This is a genomic window from Raineyella antarctica, from assembly GCF_900092135.1.
Classification (GTDB): domain Bacteria; phylum Actinomycetota; class Actinomycetes; order Propionibacteriales; family Propionibacteriaceae; genus Raineyella; species Raineyella antarctica.
This window is the reverse complement of record NZ_FMYF01000001.1, coordinates 423,749-445,663: the sequence shown is the minus strand read 5'-3', so window position 1 is coordinate 445,663 and position 21,915 is coordinate 423,749. Positions and strand designations below refer to the sequence as shown.

Here is a 21,915-nt window from a genome sequence, read left to right as displayed (position 1 = left end):
AGCGTCACGGACCCAAACCCACAGAGAGGCACATTGCTGTGAAGTATCTGTCCACGCGGAGGCGACACCCGGCTGCCAAGCCACTCATCCTGGTGCTCGCCCTGTTCCTGGTCGGAGCCGTGTACGCGCTCGTCATCCCGAGCTCCCAGGTCTCCGCCGCCCCCGGCCTGTCCCAGCAGGTCCAGGAGGGCAAGGCCCTCTTCCAGGTCTCCTGCTCGTCCTGCCACGGCCTGAACGGTGAAGGCACCTCCCAGGGCCCGTCCCTGGTCGGCGTCGGCGCCGCCTCGGTCGACTTCCAGATGGGCACCGGCCGCATGCCGATGGCCCGTCCGGGCCAGCAGGCCCCGCGCAAGGATTCGGAATTCTCCCCCGAGGAGATCTCGGCCATCTCGTCGTACGTGGCGACCCTCGGCCCCGGCCCGGGCATCCCGGCCGCCAGCGTCGTGGACCCGTCGAAGCTGACCGATGAGGAGCTCGCCCGCGGTGGCGACCTGTTCAAGACCAACTGCTCAGCCTGCCACAACGTGTCGGGCCAGGGTGGGGCGCTGCCGAACGGCAAGTACGCGCCCCCGCTGACCGGTGTCCAGCCGGTCCACATCTACGAGGCCATGCGTATCGGCCCGCAGCAGATGCCGGTCTTCTCCAAGAACGTCATCACGGACGAGGACGCCACCCAGATCATCGGCTACCTCGAGACCGTCCAGAACCGCAACCCCGGCGGCGGCCTCTCCCTGGGAAACCTGGGACCGGTCACCGAGGGCCTGTGGGCCTGGGTCGTCGGCATCGGCGGTCTTGTCGTGATCGCCACCTGGATCGCATCGAAGGGAGCTCGCTCGAAGTGAACACCAATGCGAGTACTGAACTCACCCCGCGCCCGGTCGATGACCCGGGCGTGGAGCCGCATGTCCTGAGCTACCGGGCTTCGGACCCGGAGGTCGACAAGGAAGCAGAGCGTCGCGTGATCGCGTGCTTCGGACTGTCGGCACTCTTCGCACTGTCCTCCGTGGTGATCTACTTCGCGGTCCCGCACACCATCGCGATCCGCGTGGGCAGCTTCGACGGCAACCTGCACAACGTGCTGTTCGGCGTGACCATGGGCCTGGGCATCCTCCTCATCGGTCTCGGCGTCATCATGTGGGCCCGTAACCTGATGAACGACGAGGAGCTGACCGAGGAGCGGCATGATCCCGCCTCCTCCGAGGAGACCCGCACCGAGGTGCTGGTCATGCTCAGCGACGGCGTCCGCGACTCCGGCGTGGCGCGCCGCAGGTTCCTGATGGGCAGCCTCGGTGGCGCACTGGGGCTCTTCGCCCTGCCGCTCATCGTCACCCTCGCGGACATGGGTCCCTGGCCCACCAAGCGGGTCCGCCAGCAGACCATCGAGCGGACCCTGTTCGCCGAGGCCACTCCGCAGAAGCCGATCCGCCTGGTGAACGACGTAAGCTGGAAGCCGCTCCGGGCCGCCGACCTGGAGATCGGACAGCTGGTCAACGCCCAGCCCGAGAATCTGCGCGAACTCCACGACGTGGAGTACCAGCAGGCGAAGGCCAAGTCGTCGATCATCCTCGTCCGGATGGATCCCGACTCGATCAAGATCCCCGAGTCCCGTCGCGACTGGCAGGTTTCGGGCATCCTCTGCTACTCGAAGATCTGCACCCACGTGGGCTGCCCGATCACCCTCTGGGAACAGCAGACGCACCACCTTCTGTGCCCCTGCCACCAGTCGACGTTCGACCTGGGCAACTCGGGCAACGTGGTCTTCGGACCCGCGGCGCGGTCGCTGCCCCAGCTCAAGATCGGCGTGGACGGCGAGGGCTACCTCATCGCGACCCAGGACTTCACCGTCCCGGTCGGACCGAGCTACTTCGAGCGCGACTCTCGCAACGATTTCAAGGAAGGTGACGCGTGATGGCCAAGCCAGCTCCTGTCGCTGACACCCGCGATCCCGGCTCCGCAACCACCACGAGCAAGCGCGCGGTCTCCGCGCGCGACATCGACCTGCCCCCGGTGATGGTCAAGCAGGGCGGCCCGCTCGCCAAGTGGGCCGACGACCGCCTCGGTGTCGGTGGTCTCAGCAAGTTCCTGATGCGAAAGATCTTCCCGGACCACTGGTCGTTCCTGCTCGGTGAGATCGCGCTGTGGTCCTTCATCGTCCTGCTGATCACCGGCGTGTTCCTGACCATCTGGTTCAAGCCGTCGATGGCAGAGGTCGAGTACGTCGGCTCGTACCAGTTGATGAAGGGCATGATGATGTCGCAGGCGTTCGCCTCGACCATCGACATCTCCATGGACATCCGCGGCGGCCTGCTGCTGCGCCAGATGCACCACTGGGCCGCCCTGCTGTTCGTCGCGGCGATGTTCACCCACGCCGCCCGAATCTTCTTCACCGGGGCCTTCCGCAAGCCACGCGAGATCAACTGGCTGATCGGCGTCGGCCTGCTGTTCCTCGGCACCATGGCCGGCTTCTCCGGCTACTCGCTGCCCGACGACCTGCTGTCCGGCACCGGCCTGCGGTTCGCCGATGGCCTGATGCGCTCCATCCCGCTGATCGGGACCTGGGCCGAGTTCTTCGTCTTCAACGGCCAGTTCCCGGGCGACCTGATCGTGTCGCGGCTCTACATGGTGCACATCCTGCTCATCCCCGGCCTGATCCTGGGCCTGATCGCCGCGCACATGGTGATCATGGTGTACCAGAAGCACACCCAGTTCCCCGGCCCGGGACGTACCGAGCACAACGTGGTCGGCTACCCGCTGTTCCCGGTCTACATCGCCAAGATGACCGGCTTCTTCTTCATCGTCTTCGGCACCATCACGCTGTTCGGCGCCCTGGTCTCCATCAACCCGGTGTGGACCTACGGCCCGTACAACCCCTCCCAGGTCACCGCCGGCTCCCAGCCGGACTGGTACATGGGGTGGGTCGAGGGCGCGGTCCGGATCATGCCCGGCTGGGAGTCCCACTGGGGCCACACCACCTGGTCCTGGAACGTCTTCGTCCCGGGCGTGATACTGCTGGGTGCCTTCTTCACCCTGATGGCCCTGTGGCCCTGGATCGAGCACTGGTTCACCGGTGACGAGCGCAACCACAACCTGCTCGATCGCCCGCAGGACAACCCGACCCGCACGGCCTTCGGCGTCGCGATCATCACCTTCATGCTGCTGCTGCAGTTCGGTGGTGCCAACGACATCATCGCCACGCACTTCAAGCTGTCCCTGAACGCGATCTCCTGGTTCCTCCGCTTCGCCATCTTCGTGGTGCCGGTGATCGCCTTCTGGGTCACCAAGCGGATCTGCCTGGGCCTGAAGAAGGGCGACCAGGAGCGGCTGCTGCACGGCTCCCCGACCGGCGAGGTCCACCGCGACGCCAACGGCGCCTACATCGAGGACCACGTCCCGATCAGCCATGAGGAAGCCTTCGCACTCACCGCCATCGACGCTCCCGAGCCGCTCACCGTCGCTGCGCAGGCAGACGCCCACGGCGTCCGTCGAACCGACGGCGACGTCTCCGCGATGCGGGCCCGGGCCTCCCACTGGTGGTCCGAGTCCAATATCCCGCACCCCACCCGCGAGGAGCTCGAAGAGGCCCACTCGCACCACGGTGACGGTCACGAGATCGAGCCCGCCGACAAGCACTGACCCGCAAGCCACGAAGCCACGAAGAGGCCCCCGCCACCAGGCGGGGGCCTCTTGTGTGACCGGGGCCTCTTGTGTGACCGGGGCCTCTTGTGTGACCGGGGCCTCTTGTGGGACCGGGGACGCTCGGACACCGGACTCGCGGGCGCGTCAGCGATGCGATGTCGGGCCAGGGGCCGGTCTCAGCGCAGCGGGGTGTGGGCCGGGTCGACCCGCTCGGCCTCCGCGACCGGACCAGGGGCCGTTCCCCCACTCCCCCACGTGTCGGTGGGCAGGCCGTCACGACCGTGCGGCTCGAGCCAGTTGTCCAGGCTGGGGCCGGCCGGGACGATCCGAGTCGGGTTGATGTCGGCGTGCACGACGTAGTAGTGGGCCTTGATGTGGTCGAAGTCCACGGTGTCCCCGAAACCCGGGGTCTGGAAGAGGTCGCGCGCGTACGCCCAGAGGTTCGGCATCTCGGTGAGCTTGTTCCGGTTGCACTTGAAGTGGCCGTGGTAGACCGGGTCGAAGCGTACGAGAGTGGTGAAGAGGCGTACGTCCGCCTCGGTGATCCGTTCCCCCATCAGGTAGCGACGGGTGGCCAGCCGATCCTCCAACCAGTCCATCGCCGTCCAGAGGCGCTCGTACGCGGCCTCGTACGTCTCCTGGGAGCCGGCGAACCCGCAGCGGTAGACCCCGTTGTTGACCTCGGTGAAGACCCGGCGCATGACGGACTCCTGCTCGTCGTGCAGGTCGGCGGGGAAGAGGTCGGGCGCACCCTCGCGCTGGTAGGCAGTCCACTCGCCGGAGAGGTCCCGGGTCAGCTGGTCGAAGTCGTTGGTGACCAGCTTGCCGGTCGTCACGTCGACGATGGCGGGAACCGTGATGCCTCGCGGGTAGTCCGGATCGAGCGCGAAGTACGCCTCCTGCAGTCGCTCGTAGCCGAGGACGGGGTCCCGCCCGTCGGGGTCGAGGTCGAAGGTCCACGAGCGGGCGTCATGGGTGGGGCCTGCCACTCCCATCGACAGGACGTCCTCCAGCCCGAGCAGCCGACGGACGATGATCGCCCGGTTGGCCCAGGGACACGCACGCGAGACCACGAGCCGGTACCGCCCCGGCTCGACCGCGAAGCCGTCGCGCCCGTCGGCGGTGATCCGCGTGGTGACGTAGTTCATGTCCCGCTTGTAGTCCTCACCGGCGGTCACATAGGCGCCGGTCATTGAATCTTCATCTTTATCCGCCATGGCTCCAGAGTAGGGGGAACCACAACCGAGGGGAAGTGCCGTGTCGAAGACGGCGAACCGGGAGAGATCCGCGAGCACCTCGACGCGCAGGGGTGCACGGCACCGGTCGATGCCTGATCGTTAACGAAGTGCACCCCTCGGGACCCCCAAGGACAACATGGGTGACGGCCCGCTGTGACATGCTTTTGGGTGGGCCCCCCAGTGGGCGGCTGCGCAGAATGTATCCGTGCAAGGAGGCACCATGTCACAGGCAACAGCTGCACCACCCCTCGACTACGAGAGCCCAGCGATGCAGAAGAAGCGGCGGAGCACCGTCGCCTGGGTCGTCGGCCTGGCCTTCGCCGGCCTGATCTTCGACGGCTACGACCTCGTCGTGTACGGCGCGGTCCTGCCGCGCCTCACGCTGGGCGACGCCACCCACGGCGTCCTGGGCGCAGCCATGACGCCCGGCCAGGCCGGCGTGGTGGGTTCGTACGCCATGATCGGGGTGATGATCGGCGCCCTGGTCGCCGGCACCATCGGTGACGTTGTCGGTCGCCGCCTCGTCGTGCTGGGGGCCCTGGGCTGGTTCTCCATCGGCATGCTCGTCACCGCCTGGTCGAGCACCATCACCATGTTCAGCATCTGGCGCTTCATCACCGGCCTCGGCGTGGGCGCCCTGGTGGGCATCACCGGCGCCATCGTCTCCGAGTTCGCCCCGCCCGGCAAGAAGAACCTCGCCACCGCGTTCACCTACACCGGCGTGCCCATGGGGTCCCTGCTCTCGGCGCTCCTCGCCCTGGCCATCATGCCGAGCATCAAGGCGCCCTTGGCCGACCAGACGGCAGCCTTCCACACCATGTTCATGATCGGCGCCCTGCCGCTGGTCACCATCCTCCCGCTGGCGATCTGGAAGATGCCCGAATCGGTGGGATGGCTGGCCTCCCGCGGCAAGCTGGACAAGGCCCGCCAGGTTTCGGAGCGGACCGGTGTGCCGATCCCGGAGGCCGTCGTGATCAGGCCCGAGGTGGCCAAGAGCAGCGACACGCGTACGGGGTGGGCGGGCCTGTTCACCGTGTACCTGGTCCCGGCCATCCTGATCGGCCTGATCTCGGCCTCCTGCCTGTTGCTGGTCTACTCGCTGAACACCTGGTTGCCGAAGATCATGCTGCCCGTCCTGGGATCCAGCGGTGGCCTGGCGCTGCTGCTGGTGCTGAACGCGGGCGCGATCGCCGGCACCCTGTACGGCTCCCGCTTCGCGGACAGGTACAGTCCCCAGCGGGTCGTGGCCGTGGGCTTCCTCGTGGGCGTGCTCGCCATCGGCCTGATCGGCTACCTGGCCAGTACGATCCAGCTGCCGTCCGCCGAGCAGGTGAAGGCGGGCGCGACGGCCGACGTCGCCGGGCCGATGGTCCTGATCCTGCTGATCACCGTCGCCCTGGTCGGGGTCGGCACCTCCGGCGTACAGTCCCTGATCTACGCCCTGGCCGCCAATTACTACCGGACCAACGTCCGCGCCGCCGGCGTGGCGTGGACCGGTGGGTTCGGCCGACTGGGCGGCGTCTTCGGCCCGATCCTCGGCGGTGCCCTGGCGGTGGCCTTCGGCCGATCGCTGGGCACCATCTTCTATGTGCTGGCAGGCATCGCCCTGGTCGCGATGATCCTGACCCTCATCCTCCCGCACCCGAAGCCCGAGGCCGTGTCGACCGCCGTCCAGGCCGCCCCGGGTCCGATCCGTACGGGCCAGGCAGCCGTCGGCCGGGTCACCGGAGAGCGTCTGTACGACAACATCATGGTCGTCGTCGACGAGACCGGCAACGAGCTCACCCGGCAGCGGGTCTCCTCGTTCGTGGGACTCACCGGCAAGAACGTCCACCTGGTCTACCTCGCACCCGAGCACGTCATGGCTGGCGAGGTGGGCAGCTCCGTCATCAACCAGGGTGACAACGACACGTCCGTCGACCCGCACCACGTCGCCCAGCTGCAGGAGTACGTCAACCTGGTCAGCGGCAGCGGCGTGTCGGCCAGTGGCCAGGTCCTGACCGCGACCCTGTTCGGTCGCGGAGGCGCCATCGTCGATCTCGCCGAACAGCTCCATGCCGACCTCATCATCCTGAACACCGAGATCGGCGGCCAGCGCGCCAAGGCGCACCTCGCCGAGGAGGTCGCCAAGAGCAACCCCAAGATGGCCGTGCTGATCGCTCGCTCGACCCAGGACTAGTCGCCCGCGCACATCGGCCCCGTACGGTCCCCGGTCCGTACGGGGCCTCCTGCTGTCCCGCAGGCGGTCCCTGTGGGCATGCCGGAGCCAACCGATGGGCACGCGCCAGACCGGCGGCGCCCTCCGAGGTTGTCCGAGGAGACGCCGGGTCGGTCATGGAGGAAGATGGGACACGTGCGATTCCTGACAAGTCCCCCCACCTTCGACCTCACCTACAGTGACGTGTTCATGGCGCCCAGCCGCTCGAACGTCACGTCCCGGTTCGACGTCGACCTGACCAGCACCGACGGGATCGGGACCCCTCTCCCCCTCGTCGTGGCGAACATGACGGCGATCTCCGGTCGCCGGATGGCCGAGACCGTCGCCCGCCGCGGCGGCATCGCGGTGCTGCCGCAGGATATCCCGACCGACCAGATCGACCGCTCGATCCGGCGGGTGAAGGCCTCCCACACCGTGTTCGACACCCCGGTGCACGTCGTCCCCGGGAGCACCGTCGGCCAGGCGATGGGGCTGATCCACAAGCGCGCCCACGGCGTGGCCGTGGTTGTCGACGGCGGGCGCGCGGTGGGCCTGCTGGAGCCGCAGGACTTCGCCGAGGTCGACCGCTTCGCCCAGGTCCAGGAGGTGATGCGCAGCGACTTCCTCACCCTCCCCTCGGACACCGACCCGAAAGCCGTCTTCGAGGCGCTGGAGAACCACCACCTCGACGTGGCCGTGATCGCCGACGACGACCAGCTGGTCGGGATCATGACCCGCAAGGGCGCCGTCCGCGCCACCATCTACCAGCCGGCCCTGGACGCCGCGGGCCGGCTGATGGTCGCCGCGGCGGTCGGGATCAGCGGGGACGTCGAGGGACGTACGCGCGCCCTGCTGACCTCCGAGGCAGACGTCCTGGTCGTCGACACCGCCCACGGCCACCAGGACCGGATGCTGGAGGCACTCCAGGCCGTCCGGCGGGTACGCGACGAGTTCGCGAGCCGCACCGGCGTCCGGGTGCCTATCGTCGCCGGCAACGTGGTCACCACCTCCGGTGTGCTCGACCTGGTCGGCGCCGGCGCGGACGTGCTCAAGGTCGGGGTCGGGCCCGGTGCGATGTGCACCACCCGGATGCAGACCGGGGTGGGCCGCCCGCAGTTCAGCGCGGTGCTGGAGTGCGCGGAGGCAGCCCGGGCCGAGGGCAAGGCGGTGTGGGCCGATGGTGGGGTCCGCCACCCGCGCGACGTCGCCCTCGCGCTGGCGGCCGGCGCCGGTTCGGTGATGATCGGCTCCTGGTTCGCCGGTACCCACGAGTCGACCGGCGAGCTGCAGGTCGACCCCCAGGGACGGCCGTACAAGGAGAGCTTCGGGATGGCCTCCTCGCGGGCCGTGCGCAACCGCACCCGCGACTCGGACGCGTACGCCCGGGCCCGGGCCGGACTGTTCGAGGAGGGCATCTCCAGCTCGCGGATGTACCTGGACCCACGCCGGCCCGGGGTGGAGGACCTGCTCGACTTCATCACCTCGGGGGTGCGCTCCAGCTGCACGTACGCGGGGGCGCGCACCTTGGCCCAGTTCAACGAGCGAGCAGTCGTGGGCGTCCAGTCCTCCTCCGGCTACGAGGAGGGCCGCCCGCTCGACTCGAGCTGGTGACACGTCGCCCTGGTCCTCGTGCGGCGCTCCGTGCGGAGTGGCGGGGATGACGGGATGACGAAGGGGCCCGGACGGTCGAACCGTCCGGGCCCCTGCTCGTCCTGACAGCGGTCAGGTCAGTGTGCGTAGTCCCCGCGGTAGAACTGCAGCGACCAGCCCGCGACGGCCCAGACGCCAATGCCGGCGGCGATGATCGAGAGCCAGAACCCGAAGATCCAGCCCAGGAAGATCAGCATGACCACCAGGCCGCACCAGAACGGCCAGATGCTGGACGGGGCGAAGAAGCCATAGGCTCCGGCGCCCTCGGCGATGGTCCCGTCCTGGCGGTCCTCAGGACGCTTGTCCATCCGACGACCGGTGGCGTACAGGAAGCCGGCGACCATCAGCGTGAACACCAGGGTCAGCAGAATGACGACCGTACCGATGATCTCGACATGACCCTCGGTCTTCAGGGTGATGTACGGGTAGACCGCCGACATCAGGGCGAAATAGATGGCCAGGGCCCAGAAGACCCACTGTTCTGCCTTCACTTGCTGACCTCCTTGGGTTCGCGGGTCGTCAGGTCGTACTCCTCGTGCACCCGGCCCTGGGCGACATTGGCGATCTCCGGGTAGTGCAGGTCGAACGCCGGGCCCTCGGAGCGGATCTTCGGCAGCGAGGTGAAGTTGAACTGCGGCGGCGGGCACGAGGTGGCCCACTCCAGCGAGCGTGCCCAACCCCACGGGTCATCGACCTCGACGCGCGGGTTGTTGCGCGAGATCCAGAGGTTCCACAGGAACGCCAGCAGCGAGACGCCGGTGATGAAGGCACCGACCGTGGAGATCTGGTTCAGCGTGGTGAAGTGGTCGTTGACCAGGTAGTCCGCATAGCGCCGCGGCATGCCCTCGATGCCCAGCCAGTGCTGGACGAGGAAGGTGGTGTGGAAGCCGATGAAGGTGAGCCAGAAGTGGATCTTGCCCCAGGTCTCGTTCAGCATCCGGCCGAAGAACTTCGGCCACCAGAAGTACAGGCCACCGAAGAAGGTGAACACCACCGTGCCGAACAAGGTGTAGTGGAAGTGCGCCACCACGAAGTACGAGTCCTGCATCTGGAAGTCCAGCGGCGGGGAGGCCAGCATGATGCCGGTCAGGCCGCCGAACAGGAAGGTGACCACGAAGCCGATCGTCCAGAGCATCGGGGTGTCGAGGGAGATCGAGCCACCCCACATGGTGCCCAGCCAGTTGAAGAACTTCACGCCGGTGGGGACGCCGATGAGGTAGGTCATGAAGGAGAAGAACGGCAGGCTGACCGCACCGGTGGTGAACATGTGGTGCGCCCACACGGTGAAGGACAGGCCCCCGATGGAGATGGTCGCGATGACCAGGCCGACGTAGCCGAAGATCGGCTTGCGGCTGAACACCGGGATGATCTCCGAGGCGATCCCGAAGAACGGCAGCGCGAGCACGTACACCTCGGGGTGCCCGAAGAACCAGAACAGGTGCTGCCACAGCAGCGGGCCACCGTTGGCCGGGTCGAGGATCTGGGTGCCGAGCGTACGGTCCGCGAACAGCACCATCAGGCCGGCGGCGAGCACCGGGAAGGTGACCAGGACGAGGATCGCGGTGACCAGGACGTTCCAGGTGAAGATCGGCATCCGGAACATGGTCATGCCCGGCGCACGCATCGTCACGATCGTGGTGATGAAGTTGACCGAGCCCAAGATCGAGGACAGGCCCAGCATGTACAGACCGGCCGTCCACAGGTCGCCGCCGGTACCTGGGGTGTTGATCGAGTTGGCCAGCGGGGCGTAAGCGGTCCAGCCGAAGCTCGCAGCACCGTCGGGCGTGACGAAGCCGAGGCAGGCGGTGATCGAGCCGAAGAGGTACAGCCAGTAGGAGAACGAGTTCAGACGCGGGAAGGCGACGTCAGGGGCGCCGATCTGGAGCGGCATGATGGCGTTCGCGAAGCCGGCGAAGGCCGGGGTCGCGAACATCAGCAGCATGATCGTGCCGTGCATCGTGAAGAACTGGTTGTAGGTCTCGTAGTTCAGGTACTGGAGACCGGGATTGGCGAGCTCTGCGCGCATGAACAGAGCGAGAACACCGCCGACCGCGAAGAAGAACAGCGCGGTCATCAGGTACATGTGACCGAGCAGCTTGTGGTCGGTCGTGGTGAGCCAATCGTGGATCCTGGCGCCGGCGGAGACGGCGGGCCTGTCGCGCGTCTCAGACTGCGCGGCCACGCGTTCGAGAGTTGCCATCGTCAGTTCCCCTCCTTCTGGAGCTGGGGGTTGTTCTGCAGCGGACCGTAGAAGGTGCCGGTCTGCCCCTGGGCCTGCAGGCCCTTGAGGTACGCCTGGTACTCCTGCGGGGTGACGATCTGCACGTTGAACAGCATCGCTGAGTGGTAGGTGCCACACAGCTCGGCACACTTGCCGGCGAACGTCCCGAGCTTGGTGGGCGTCACGTCGAAGGTGTTCGAGCGACCCGGGATGACGTCGAGCTTGTAGTAGAACGACGGGACCCAGAACGAGTGGATGACATCCGGGGAGTACAAGGTGAAGCGGACCGGCTCGTTCACCGGGAGCACCAGTGTAGGCGGCGACTCGATGGTGCCGATCTGGTTGACGTCGGCCCCGATGGCCGGGTTACCGGCCTCCTTGTAGTTGAAGGCCCACGACCACTTGAAGCCCACGACGTCGATCTTGTGGACAGTGTTCGTGTCGGCCTTGGCCTGGACGAAGTTCTGCGTCCCGACGGTGTAGAAGAACAGCACGCACACGATCACGATCGGCACGAGCGTGTAGACGAACTCCATCGGCAGGTTGTATCGCACCTGGCGCGGGACCTCGTTGGGGTCACGCCGGCGGAACTTGATGATGGAGTAGATAAGAATCGCGAGCACGAGGGCACCGACGATGAACGCCGCGATCCATGAACCCACGTACATCTGGCCCATAGCCTGAGCACGATCGCTCGTGGGCTCGGGCAGACCCAGGTACCGGCCTTGACCGGCCCCTTGCTGTATGTCGCCGCAACCGGTCAGCGTCATCGCCAAACCAGTGGCACCGAGAGCGAGCCACACTCGTGGTCGCCGCCATCCCTTCAAACCCACGTCACACCCTTCCGATCATGCGCTGGCGGCAGGGCGCAACCCTGCTGCCTATTCCGGTCGTTCCCACATTAACCGAGAATGGGTACGCTGGCTGTCGTCGAGACTTACTCGTGACCGCTCCCCCGTCGGGCCCTCCGGCCGAGTGACGCGGGTCACTTCTGGCGCGCGCGAAATACGTCTGACCAGGCATGAAAGAGGCCGGGGACGCGTCCTCAAGGACGTGACCCCGGCCTCTTCCCGTGCCGGTGATCGGCACGGTCACCAGCTCACGGAATGATCAGTGGAAGCTGTCGCCGCACGCGCAGGAACTCTGCGCGTTGGGGTTGTCGATGGTGAACCCCTGCTGCTCGATGGTGTCCATGAAGTCGATGGTGGCACCGCTCAGGTAGGGGGCGCTCATCCGGTCGGTGACCACGTTGACGCCGTCGATGGTGTTGACGACGTCACCCTCGAGCTCGCGCTCGTCGAAGAAGAGCTGGTAGCGCAGGCCGGAGCAGCCACCCGGCTGTACGGCGATGCGCAGGGCCAGGTCGTCGCGGCCCTCACCCTCGAGAAGGGACTTCACCTTCGCTGCGGCGCCGGTGGTGAGCTTGGCGCCCTGGACGGGGGCCTCGTTCTGCACGGTCATATCGTTCCTCCTCCGACCACACCAGGATGTGGTTGACAGACAGATCTTGTTCTCGGTCAGCTGTCGTCGGCGGGCACTCGCCCTTGCCGAACACCCCCGTTCGCGAACCGGGTCGTTTCGGACCGAGTCGTTTCGAGCAATGTCGTTGACATAACAACTGTGGACCCCAGTCTAGGTGGCCTCGGCCGCTGATCCAACCCCTCGTCCTGCAGGGTCAGGCCGTCCAGGTCCTGGCCAACCGCTCCCCCATCGCGGCCAGGTCCGCGACGGAGAGGTCGACCGCGGTCCCCGGGGGCGCCTCGCTCAGCGCGTAGGCGGCCTCCAACCCGTGCGAACGCATCTCGCGCGAGGAGATGGTCACCACTGCGGCCACCGCAACCACCGGACGCATCGCCGCTCCGGACATTGCGACCACGGCCTCGACGGTCTCACCGCCCCGGTGGGCGAAGTCATAGGCTCCGGCACCGGTCACGACGAGGTCTGCCGAGTGCAGCGTGCTGGCAAGGTCGACCCGTTCTGCGAGCCACTGCGGTCCGGTGACGATCCGGGCCCCGAGAGCGGCGAGGGCGTACGCCGCTCCTCCGCAGGCCCCCAGTCCCGGTGCGTCGGCCAGTCCGGGGGCGACCAGCCGGCTGAACCGTTCCAGCCCGGCATCGGCCCGGAGCAGGTCGGCCGGATCCCAGGGCAGCCCGGCCTCGCGCAGTGCCGCCCCGTACAGGGACGTGATGCCGCGCATCCCGAGCAGCAGACGGTCGGCCTCGTCGGCCGGGACGATGGCGACGACTTCGTCGAACCCGGACAGCAGCGCCCGGACGGGGGACAGGTCCACCGTCGTGGCACCGGAGAGGGCTGCGCCCCCTTGGAGGAGAGGGACGTCGGCCACCGCGCCGAGCATGGCCAGCAATCCGGCACCCGCATCACGGGCCACGCACCCGCCGAGGTCGACCGCCAGCGTACGGCTCCGCCCCGTACCCGAACCGGGGCCGTGGGGACCGGCATCGGCGACCGCGCGGGCGATCGCCTCCCCCCAGGCGGCGGAGGAGGCACCATCGTCAGGTACGGGGCCGGCGGCAGGCCCCGGGGTGGGGCCGTCGACCCCGACGAGCAATCCATCGGTGCCGTCGACGGCCAGCAGGAGGGTGACGTCATCCGCCTCGTGGTCCTGGGCACCCCTGGGGGCCATCAGCACCTCGCTGTCGGACAGTGCCGCGTACGCCTCGAGCAGCCCGGCGCCGGCGGCGCCGAGCGGAACGACGGCGAGCAGGTCCTGGGGGCGACGACGCTGCCAGCCGGTGGCGAGGGCCTCCCCCGCCTCGGCGGAGGCGACGGGTCCGATGCGGTCCGTCGCGAAGACGACCCGCACCGGACCGGAAATGCTGTGGGCAGCCTGCTCAGTCAGGGATCAGCCCGTCCTCGGTGTCGCTGAGCCACTCGCGCACGTCTGCGACGGTCGCCTCGGAATCGGGCAGGATCAGGTCGGAATCGGCGAGCTCGTCGTCGGGCACGATCTCGCCGTGCGCCCGGACGTCGTCCAGGAGCGCCTGGAGCACGGCCGTCAACGCCTCCTGGTCCTCCGCGTTCACCGCCTGCTCGACCGCATCATCGAAGGAGTTGAGCGAGGCCAGGGCCTCCTCGGACAGTCGGAACTGGCCTTCGTTGAGGATTCGGACGATCACTGCGCCTCCTGCTGCCGATTGGTGGGCGAGGTGGGGGTGGGCTGGCCGAACGGCTGCATCGGCTGGGGACTGGAGGTGTACGACTGCTGGCCCTCGGCCTGCTCGAACACCTCGGCGTCCACCGGCTCGGCCTCGGGCTGCTGGGACGCCTGGGCCTGCGCCTGGGTCTGTCCCTGGTTGTACTGGGGCGCCCCGCCGATCGCCGGCTGGGCCTGCGGGGCCCCGCCGATCGCCTGCTGGGCCTGCCCGGCCGGGCTCGCACCGAGGGACAGCTGCTGCTTCATCGCCGCCAGCTCGTTCTCCACCTGGGACGTGGAGGCCAGCTGGTCGAGCTCGCGGGTGATGTCGTCCTGGACCATCCCTGTCGGGTCGTCGAGGGCACCGGAGGCGAGCAGCTCGTCCACCGCGCCGGCGCGGGCCTGCATCTGCAGCGTCTTGTCCTCGGCGCGCTGGATGGCCAGACCGACGTCACCCATCTCCTCACCGATGCCGGAGAAGGCCTCGCTGATCCGGGTCTGCGCCTCGGCGGCGGAGTACGTGGCCTTGATCGTCTCCTTCTTGGTGCGGAAGGCGTCGACCTTGGACTGCAGCCGCTGGGAGGCGCGGACCAGCTTCTCCTCCTCCTGCTGGAGCTGGGCGTGCTGGGTCTGCAGGTCGGACAGCTGGGTCGTGACGCCGGACTTGCGGGTCAGCGCCTCGCGGGCGAGGTCCTCGCGTCCGATCTCGAGTGCCCGGCGGGCCTGCTGGTCGAGCTTGTCGACCTGCTGGTTGAGCTGGTTGGCCTGTAGCTCGACCCGCTTGCGGCTGGTGGCCACGTCGGCGACACCACGGCGGACCTTGCGCAGCAGCTCGAGCTGGCGCTCGTAGGAGTAGTCGAGAGTCTCGCGCGGGTCCTCCATACGGTCCAGGGCCTTGTTGGCCTTGGTGTTGAAGATCGTCGAGATTCTCTGGAAGATGCCACTCATAGACGGTCCCTGGTCCTTCCGTTGGGGCGCTCGGGTCGTACGTACGTCCTCCAGCCTAGGCGCTCGGGTGGCCAGGGGCACCACCCCGGGGAGGCGATTCGGGGGTCAGCGGGTGAGGTCCCCCATCCTTCTCGCCGGCAGACTGCGGCGTTCGGCCGAGGTGCGTGCGGCTAGTCTTGGGAGGTGGGCCCAGCAACCGAGGGCCCCGGCACCAGCGGGCCAGGCCCGTTCCGGAACGTGAAAGGTCGACGTGGGACTGTTCAGCAAGAAGGAGAAGGCCGCCGAGCAGCCGGTGGCCCCGACTCCGGCCACCCCCGCCGGCCGCCAGAAGAAGGAAGGGCCCACGCCCACGCGCAGGGAGGCCGAGGCCGCCCGCAAGGCAAGGCTCAACCCGACGCTCACGAGCAAGGAGCGCCGACAGCGCGAGGCCGAGGCGAGCCGTCGCTCGCGGATGGAGCAGACCCGGGAGCGCGACTCCGACCCGGGCCGCACCCTCATGCGTGACGTGGTGGACTCCAAGTTCCGGCTCGGCGAGGTCGTCATGCCGGTCCTGCTGATCGTGCTGGCCGCCAGCCTGGTCCTGGGCAAGAACCCCGCCCTGGCCAACGCCACGATGATCTTCTTCTACCTGGTCGTCCTCGCGGTGCTGGTCGACCTGGTCATCATGTGGCGCCAGTTCACCAGGATCCATGACGAGCGCCTGCCCGGCCAGTCCCGCAGCGGGCTGTTCCTCTACGGCATGAACCGCACCCTCCAGATCCGCCGCTGGCGCATGCCTGCCCCGCGGGTCAAGCGCGGCGAGCAGGTCTGAGCCGATGGCCTTCACCTGGGCGACCACCCCCGTACTCGACGAGGCGACCGCTGCCGACCTCGGGCTGGCGACCGGCTTCCCCGACCAGTCGGCCGCGGAGGCCTGGTTCTCCGAGCACTGGACCGAGCTGGACGATGCCGGGATCGAAGCCGTCACGCTGCTCGAGGCCGGCACTGTCGTCTACGGACCGATGTCTCTCAGCGCCTGATCGCCCGCCCGGACCTACGGTCCCGTTGAGCCGGGTCACCCCTGGCCGCCCACCGTTGGGTCGCGCCCGGCGCCGGACTACCGTGGCACGCAGGGCACGGCACGCCACCGGCTCGTGCCGGACCTCCAGCACGTCCGGGGCGCCGCGCCACTGGTCACGTACGTCCGTCGTCGCGCGAGAGGAACTCCGGTGAACACCACCACCCTGCCCCGTCTGTCCCTGGCCGAGGAACTGCCCGCCGAACTGGACTACCTGGTGGTGGGGATCCGGCTGGAGGCCGACGGCAGTGTCAGCCACTCGCTCCCCGAGGACGTGGACGCCGGGCCGCTCGACCTGGACCTGCTGTCCTCCGGTGCGGAGCGCAGGACGAAGCTGGGCACGACCACGTCGCTGGGGCGACTCTCCACCGGAGCCCGGGTCGTCGCCGTCGGCCTCGGGGCGGGTCTTCCGAGCCCGGACGCCCTCCGGCGGGGGGCCGGCGCAGCGGTCCGCTGGATCGGTGCCGGCCTGGACGACGGTGCCGGTGCACGAGTGGGGCTGCTGCTGCACCACGAGGGCGCGGCGGGAGCCATGTCGGTGCACGAGATGGTTCGCGCGACCGCCGAGGGTGGCCTGCTCGGCGGCTACCGAACGCTGCACCCGGTCGGCACCGTCCCGGAGGCCCGGATCGGCGAGGTCGTCGTGCTGGACCGTGACGCGACCGACCACGAGTCCCCGGCGCGGCACGCGATCGCCGTGACGGCCGCCGTCGCCCGGGCCCGCGACTGGGTCAACGCGCCTGCCAACCTGCTCTTTCCCGAGTCCTTCGCCGACGAACTGACCCGATGGTTCGACGGGTCACCGGTCGAGATGGACGTCCTGGACGAGGACCGCCTGCGGACCGAGGGCTTCGGCGGGGTCCTGGCCGTGGGCGGCGGGTCCGCCCACCGGCCGCGGGTCGTACGGGCCGCCTACTCCCCCGAGGGTGCCGCCCAGAAGCTGGTCCTTGTCGGCAAGGGGGTGACCTTCGACAGCGGCGGCATCGACATCAAGCCGGCCGGCCGGATGCTGACGATGAAGTCCGACATGGGTGGGGCCGCGGCCGTGATGACCGCCCTGCGCGCGATCGCCGACCTGGGCCTTCGGGTGGAGGTCGTCGCCTACGCGGGCCTGGTGGAGAACATGCCGTCGGGGACCGCCTACCGGCCCTCCGACATCCTGACCATGCGCGACGGCACGACGGTCGAGGTGACCAACACCGATGCCGAGGGACGCCTGGTGCTGGCCGACTGCCTGGCCGCCGCCCAGGTGGAGGACGCCGACCTGGTCGTCGACATCGCCACCCTCACCGGGGCCTGCATCCGCGCCCTGGGCCCGAGCACCATCGGCCTTGTCGCGAACTCCGACCTGGTCGCCGGTCGCCTGCTGCACTCCGCCGAGTCCTCGGGTGAGGCCATGTGGCAACTGCCGCTCACCGACGAGGCACGTGACAAGCTCGAGTCCCCGTACGCCGACCTGGCCTCGGCCAGCACCGAGACGTACCTGGGCATGCAGATCGCGGCGGCCTTCCTGGAGCACTTCGTCGGCGACGCCCACTGGGCCCACCTGGACATCGCCGGGCCCGCCTGGCACGACGGCGCGCCCGAGGGACACCTCTCCTCGGGTGGGACGGGGGCGGGCGTACGGACCCTCGTGGACCTCGCGCTCACCTTGGAATGAGCGGTGGCCGGGGCCGGGATCCGCAGCGTACCGGCGCCGTGCGGCTCGCTGGAACCTCGTACTCAAGGCCTGCGCGTACGGGTAGGGTAACGACGTACTGACTGCGTCGTCACCGTTCTGAAGGAGTCCTAAGCGATCATGTCGACTTCTGTAGCCCTCCCGGCCCTTGGTGAAAGTGTTACCGAGGGCACCGTCTCTACTTGGCTGAAGAAGGTCGGCGATACCGTCGCCGTCGACGAGCCGTTGGTCGAGATCTCCACCGACAAGGTCGACACCGAGATCCCCTCTCCGGTCGCTGGAACGGTGCTGGAGATCCTTGTCCAGGAGGACGAGACCGTCGAGGTCGGTGCGGTGCTGGCCGTGATCGGCGAGGCCGGCGAGGCCCCCTCGCAGCCGGCCGCCCCGGCCCAGCAGGCTCCGGCCCCAGCCGCCGAGGCCCCCGCTCCCGCCGCCCCGGCCCAGGAGGCCCAGGCCCCCGCTGCCGAGACCCCCGCCCCCGCCGCGTCCTCCGCGCCCGCCCAGGGCACCGAGATCACCCTGCCGGCCCTCGGTGAGTCCGTCACCGAAGGCACCGTCTCCACCTGGCTGAAGAAGGTCGGCGACACCGTCGCCGTCGACGAGCCCCTGGTCGAGATCTCCACCGACAAGGTCGACACCGAGGTCCCCTCCCCGGTCGCCGGCACCATCCTGGAGATCCGCGTCCAGGAGGACGAGACCGTCGAGGTCGGCGCCGTCCTCGCCGTCATCGGCAACGCCGACGCAGCAGCAGCACCCGCCGCCCCGACCCAGCAGGCACCGGCACCAGCCGCCGAGGCCCCCGCCCCCGCCCCCGCTCCGGCCGCTGCCCCGGCCGCTCCGGCCCCCGCCGCTGCAGCTCCGGCTCCTGCTCCCGCAGCTCCGGCGCCGTCCGCGCCCGCGGTTCCGGCTCCGACCCCGGCCGTTGCCCCGCGCGCCGCCGGAGGTGACGTGGCCGAGGCCGCGTACGTCACCCCGCTGGTCCGCAAGCTGGCCGCGGAGCATAACGTCGACCTGGCGTCGCTGAAGGGCACCGGTGTGGGTGGCCGCATCCGCAAGCAGGACGTCCTGGACGCCGCGAAGGCTCCCGCCGAGGCAGCCGCCCCGGCGCCGGCCGCCGCTGCGGCAGCCCCCGAGGTCTCCCCGCTGCGCGGCACGACCCAGAAGATGTCGCGGATCCGTCAGACGATCGCTCGTCGGATGCGCGACTCGAAGGACATCGCAGCCCAGCTGACCGCCACCGTCGAGGTCGACCTCACTGTGATCTCGCGGCTGCGTGCCCGGGTGAAGGACGACTTCAAGGCCAAGAACGGTGTCAGCCTGACCTACCTCGCATTCATCGCGAAGGCGACCCTCGAGGCCCTGCAGCAGTACCCGATCGTCAACGCCGTCGCGAACATGGACGACAAGACGATCTCGTACCCGGCCAGCGAGAACCTGGGCCTGGCCGTCGATACCCCCAAGGGCCTGATGGTTCCGGTGCTCAAGAACGCCGGAGACCTGAGCGTCACCGAGCTGGCCAAGGCGATCGCCGACCTGGGCAGCCGTACCCGCAATGCCAAGGTCTCCCCGGACGAGCTGTCCGGTGGCACCTTCACCATCACCAACTACGGCTCGATCGGCACCCTGAGCGACACGCCGATCATCAACCAGCCGGAGTCGGCCATCCTCGGCACCGGTGCCATGGTGAAGCGGCCGGTGGTCCTGCTCGACAAGCACCTCGGTGAGACCATCGCGATCCGGGACATGATGCACCTCAACCTGTCCTACGACCACCGCATCATCGACGGCGCGGACGCGGGCCGCTTCCTGGTGACGGTCAAGGACCGTCTGGAGGACGGCGACTTCGGCGCCGAGTTCGGCGTGCAGGTCTGACAGCCGGCCGATGAGCGACTGACGACGCAGGAGGCGGCCCCGGGAGTGATCCCGGGGCCGCCTCGTCGTCCACGGTCCGGCCCGCTCGGACCGTCCCTCAGTACCGCCGCCCGGTCGCGTCCGCCCAGTCCCTGGCCCGGTCCCGCACCGCCTCCCACCAGCCGGCGGGGAACCCGTCCGGGCTCGGCACCGCCCCGGGCCTCGCTGCCCCGGGGCCGGCGTCCCCGGCACCCGCGGTCCGGATGGCCACCTCGAGGTCCGCCCGGGCCGCACCATCGGCCCGCAGCCAGTCCCGGGCCAGCAGGGAGTCCCGCCAGCCGGGCGAGTCGACCTGGCGCAGGCAGATGACCACCGGCCGGTCCGGGTCGCAGGAGAGGTGCACGCGCTCGTCCCCGGCGTCCGGATCCGCCGCCCTCCGGGGGTGCCCCAGCCCCTCCAGGACCGTACGAAGGTCGGGCCGGTCCAGGTCCGTACCTGCCGGCAGGCCTACCTGCAGGTGGAGCACGTCCGGCGCGGACACTCCCGGGACAGCCGTCGGTCCGACGTGCTGCAGCGCCGGTGCGACCTCCAGCAACCGACCGAGCCGGTCGGCCAGCCGGGCGAGGGTCCGGCCGGCCTGGTCGGCCCAGGTGGGATCGGGCGGGACCGGCCGTCCGTCGCCGGCGTACGGCTCGCCGGTCCGCAGCCGCCGGTCGAACTCCACCAGGCGCTGCCACAGCCGGTCGACCTGGGCCTCGAGGTCCGACGCCGTGCCGTTGTTGTCGAGCACCACGTCGGCGACCGCGAGCCGTTCGGCCCGCGAGGCCTGGTGCCCGATCCGGGCGCGGGCATCGGACTGCGCCATTCCGCGGGAGGCGACAAGCCGGCGAACCCGCTCCTCGGCATCGACGTCCACGACGACCACCAAGTGGTAGGTGGGGGCGGCCCCGATCTCGACCAGCAGCGGGATGTCGTGGATGACTACCGCCTCCGGGGCGGCGGCGTCGACGAGCGCGGCGGTCCGCTCCCGGATCAGCGGATGGGTGATCGCCTCCAGCGCACGGCGTTCGGCCGGGTCGGCGAAGACGATCGCCCCCAGCGCCGCCCGGTCCAACGCTCCGTCGGCGCCCACGACCCGGTCACCGAAGCGCTCCCGGATCGCCGCCAGCCCGGGCGTACCGGGCTCCACGACGGCCCGGGCGATCCGATCGGCATCCAGGACCACCGCCCCACGGGCCGCCAGCAGCGCGGCCACCGTCGACTTGCCCGATCCGATCCCGCCGGTCAGTCCGATCCTCAGCACACCGGCAGGCTACGACATCGGACGAGGGACCCTCGGGAGCCGCGTACACTCGGGCGCATGTCCGCCTCCCCCATCAACGTGCCCGGGGCCGACGTCTCGGTCGTCTCCCCCCTCGGCATCACCTACCGCACCCTCGGCCTGTGGCCCGACCGTACGGCCACCACCGACTACCTCGAGGCCTGGGAGCTGCAGAAGCAGCTCCACTCCCGGGTGGTGGAGGGAACCGACCGCGGCACCGTGCTGCTGCTGGAGCACGATCCGGTCTACACCGCCGGCAAGCGCACCGATCCGGCCGACCGGCCGGTCGACGGCACGCCGGTCGTCGACGTGGACCGCGGCGGCGACATCACCTACCACGGCCCCGGCCAGCTGGTCGGCTACCCGATCGTCCGTCTGCCCGCCAGCGGGATCGGCGTGGTCGACTTCGTCCGCCGGCTCGAGGAGGCGCTGATCCGTACCCTCGCCGAGCTCGGCATCACCGCCGGCCGCGTCCCGCACCGCACCGGGGTGTGGCTGGGAGCCACCGCCACCCGCCCGGAGCGCAAGATCGCGGCGATCGGGATCCGGGTCTCGCGCAAGGCCACCATGCACGGCTTCGCCCTGAACGCCGACATGGACATGAGCTGGTACGACCGGATCGTCCCGTGCGGGATCCGCGACGCCGGGGTGACCAGCATCGCCCAGGAGCTGGGGTCCTCCCCCTCGCTCGCCGAGCTGGCCGCGATGGTCCGGCCCCACCTGGACCTGATGCTGCGCTACGAGCCGTACGAGTCCTCCCCGGACGTGGGTGGCGAGCACGAGTACAACCCGCAGACCGCGCACGGCAAGCGCTCCGCCGGTGACGCCACCGGGTCGGCACCGGCAGGGGACGTCCCCGCCTCCGGCACCGTGACGTACGGGCTGACCGTCTGAGCCGTAGGCCCGACGCCGCTGTTCGGCATCCTTCCTGCGCCGACGGTCCTCGACGGCGCCGTCGGCGCGA

At 69.4% G+C, this 21,915-nt stretch carries 18 protein-coding genes and 1 pseudogene; 10 read left to right on the top strand and 9 right to left on the bottom strand.

All coding sequences use genetic code 11. From position 1 onward, the window contains the following. The first annotated feature begins 38 nt into the window (after positions 1 to 38). From qcrC to qcrB, 3 genes are read left to right on the top strand one after another with little or no spacing between them, the layout of a single operon-like run. Complete coding sequence (qcrC, locus tag GA0111570_RS02000; protein WP_092605795.1) at positions 39 to 842, top strand: cytochrome bc1 complex diheme cytochrome c subunit; 804 nt, start codon at positions 39 to 41, stop codon at positions 840 to 842. Next, positions 818 to 1,909 (top strand): cytochrome bc1 complex Rieske iron-sulfur subunit, encoded by a 1,092-nt coding sequence (gene qcrA, locus GA0111570_RS01995; protein ID WP_425438594.1) that lies wholly within the window; start codon positions 818 to 820, stop codon positions 1,907 to 1,909. Before qcrC ends, qcrA begins: the two co-directional genes overlap by 25 nt. Continuing rightward, positions 1,909 to 3,633, top strand: coding sequence for a cytochrome bc1 complex cytochrome b subunit (gene qcrB, locus GA0111570_RS01990; RefSeq protein ID WP_425438591.1), 1,725 nt, complete (start codon positions 1,909 to 1,911; stop codon positions 3,631 to 3,633). The genes qcrA and qcrB overlap by 1 nt, the downstream gene beginning before the upstream one ends. Positions 3,634 to 3,812: 179 nt before the next feature. Here the strand turns inward: qcrB and GA0111570_RS01985 are convergent, their stop codons facing one another. Then, on the bottom strand, positions 3,813 to 4,853 hold the full coding sequence (locus GA0111570_RS01985) for a glutathione S-transferase family protein (protein ID WP_092605794.1): 1,041 nt from the start codon (positions 4,851 to 4,853) through the stop codon (positions 3,813 to 3,815). 241 nt (positions 4,854 to 5,094) lie between these two features. Here GA0111570_RS01985 and GA0111570_RS01980 point away from each other — a divergent pair, with 241 nt between their 5' ends. Then, positions 5,095 to 7,053, top strand: a complete 1,959-nt coding sequence (locus tag GA0111570_RS01980; RefSeq protein ID WP_217633972.1) for an MFS transporter — start codon at positions 5,095 to 5,097, stop codon at positions 7,051 to 7,053. A 165-nt stretch (positions 7,054 to 7,218) separates the two neighbouring features. Next, positions 7,219 to 8,682, top strand: coding sequence for a GuaB1 family IMP dehydrogenase-related protein (locus GA0111570_RS01975; RefSeq protein ID WP_092605792.1), 1,464 nt, complete (start codon positions 7,219 to 7,221; stop codon positions 8,680 to 8,682). A gap of 116 nt (positions 8,683 to 8,798) precedes the next feature. On the opposite strand, the gene GA0111570_RS01970 is transcribed toward GA0111570_RS01975, so the two are convergent. The 7 genes and pseudogenes from GA0111570_RS01970 to GA0111570_RS01940 form a co-directional block, all read right to left on the bottom strand. After that, positions 8,799 to 9,212: a cytochrome c oxidase subunit 4 gene (locus tag GA0111570_RS01970; protein WP_092605791.1), complete on the bottom strand. Its 414-nt coding sequence runs from the start codon at positions 9,210 to 9,212 to the stop codon at positions 8,799 to 8,801. Continuing rightward, positions 9,209 to 10,927, bottom strand: coding sequence for an aa3-type cytochrome oxidase subunit I (ctaD, locus tag GA0111570_RS01965; RefSeq protein ID WP_175557288.1), 1,719 nt, complete (start codon positions 10,925 to 10,927; stop codon positions 9,209 to 9,211). Before ctaD ends, GA0111570_RS01970 begins: the two co-directional genes overlap by 4 nt. Further along, complete coding sequence (gene ctaC / locus GA0111570_RS01960; protein WP_483880028.1) at positions 10,924 to 11,745, bottom strand: aa3-type cytochrome oxidase subunit II; 822 nt, start codon at positions 11,743 to 11,745, stop codon at positions 10,924 to 10,926. The genes ctaD and ctaC overlap by 4 nt, the downstream gene beginning before the upstream one ends. A gap of 307 nt (positions 11,746 to 12,052) precedes the next feature. Next, entirely contained in the window at positions 12,053 to 12,403 is a 351-nt protein-coding gene (locus tag GA0111570_RS01955) for a HesB/IscA family protein (protein WP_092605786.1), read from the bottom strand. A gap of 214 nt (positions 12,404 to 12,617) precedes the next feature. After that, entirely contained in the window at positions 12,618 to 13,766 is a 1,149-nt protein-coding gene (locus tag GA0111570_RS01950) for a glycerate kinase (protein WP_175557272.1), read from the bottom strand. Between the two features lie 28 nt (positions 13,767 to 13,794). Beyond that, on the bottom strand, positions 13,795 to 14,079 hold the full coding sequence (gene pspAA / locus GA0111570_RS01945; RefSeq protein WP_092605782.1) for a PspA-associated protein PspAA: 285 nt from the start codon (positions 14,077 to 14,079) through the stop codon (positions 13,795 to 13,797). A 218-nt stretch (positions 14,080 to 14,297) separates the two neighbouring features. After that, positions 14,298 to 15,044 (bottom strand): annotated as a pseudogene (locus GA0111570_RS01940) (PspA/IM30 family protein); the annotation flags it as partial. A 250-nt stretch (positions 15,045 to 15,294) separates the two neighbouring features. Between GA0111570_RS01940 and GA0111570_RS01935 the strand changes: the two are divergent. The 4 genes from GA0111570_RS01935 (at position 15,295) to sucB (ending at position 19,651) form a co-directional block, all read left to right on the top strand. After that, on the top strand, positions 15,295 to 15,855 hold the full coding sequence (locus GA0111570_RS01935; RefSeq protein WP_092605778.1) for a DUF3043 domain-containing protein: 561 nt from the start codon (positions 15,295 to 15,297) through the stop codon (positions 15,853 to 15,855). Positions 15,856 to 15,859: 4 nt separating this feature from the next. After that, a complete protein-coding gene (locus tag GA0111570_RS01930) occupies positions 15,860 to 16,063 on the top strand; it encodes a hypothetical protein (protein WP_092605776.1) in 204 nt (67 codons plus the stop codon). 189 nt (positions 16,064 to 16,252) lie between these two features. Continuing rightward, a complete protein-coding gene (locus GA0111570_RS01925; protein WP_175557271.1) occupies positions 16,253 to 17,761 on the top strand; it encodes a leucyl aminopeptidase in 1,509 nt (502 codons plus the stop codon). 138 nt (positions 17,762 to 17,899) lie between these two features. Next, on the top strand, positions 17,900 to 19,651 hold the full coding sequence (gene sucB / locus GA0111570_RS01920; RefSeq protein ID WP_092605772.1) for a 2-oxoglutarate dehydrogenase, E2 component, dihydrolipoamide succinyltransferase: 1,752 nt from the start codon (positions 17,900 to 17,902) through the stop codon (positions 19,649 to 19,651). Positions 19,652 to 19,748: 97 nt separating this feature from the next. Here sucB and coaE read toward each other — a convergent pair whose 3' ends face one another. Next, positions 19,749 to 20,933 carry a dephospho-CoA kinase gene (coaE, locus tag GA0111570_RS01915; protein WP_092605770.1) on the bottom strand — a complete coding sequence of 395 codons (1,185 nt, stop codon included), beginning with the start codon at positions 20,931 to 20,933 and terminating at the stop codon, positions 19,749 to 19,751. A 57-nt stretch (positions 20,934 to 20,990) separates the two neighbouring features. On the opposite strand from coaE, the gene lipB reads away from it, so the two are divergent. Then, the gene (gene lipB / locus GA0111570_RS01910; protein ID WP_092605768.1) at positions 20,991 to 21,845 is read left to right on the top strand and encodes a lipoyl(octanoyl) transferase LipB; all 855 of its coding nucleotides are present in this window, start codon (positions 20,991 to 20,993) and stop codon (positions 21,843 to 21,845) included. Positions 21,846 to 21,915: the final 70 nt, after the last annotated feature.

Bases quoted from the DNA above. Each gene is read 5' to 3' on its own strand.
- GA0111570_RS01955 (WP_092605786.1), bottom strand. From the start codon at position 12,403: ATGACCGTGCAGAACGAGGCCCCCGTCCAGGGCGCCAAGCTCACCACC.
- GA0111570_RS01980 (WP_217633972.1), top strand. From the start codon at position 5,095: ATGTCACAGGCAACAGCTGCACCACCCCTCGACTACGAGAGCCCAGCG.
- GA0111570_RS01985 (WP_092605794.1), bottom strand. From the start codon at position 4,853: ATGGCGGATAAAGATGAAGATTCAATGACCGGCGCCTATGTGACCGCC.
- GA0111570_RS01930 (WP_092605776.1), top strand. From the start codon at position 15,860: ATGGCCTTCACCTGGGCGACCACCCCCGTACTCGACGAGGCGACCGCT.
- qcrB (WP_425438591.1), top strand. From the start codon at position 1,909: ATGGCCAAGCCAGCTCCTGTCGCTGACACCCGCGATCCCGGCTCCGCA.
- GA0111570_RS01975 (WP_092605792.1), top strand. From the start codon at position 7,219: ATGGGACACGTGCGATTCCTGACAAGTCCCCCCACCTTCGACCTCACC.
- lipB (WP_092605768.1), top strand. From the start codon at position 20,991: ATGTCCGCCTCCCCCATCAACGTGCCCGGGGCCGACGTCTCGGTCGTC.
- sucB (WP_092605772.1), top strand. From the start codon at position 17,900: ATGTCGACTTCTGTAGCCCTCCCGGCCCTTGGTGAAAGTGTTACCGAG.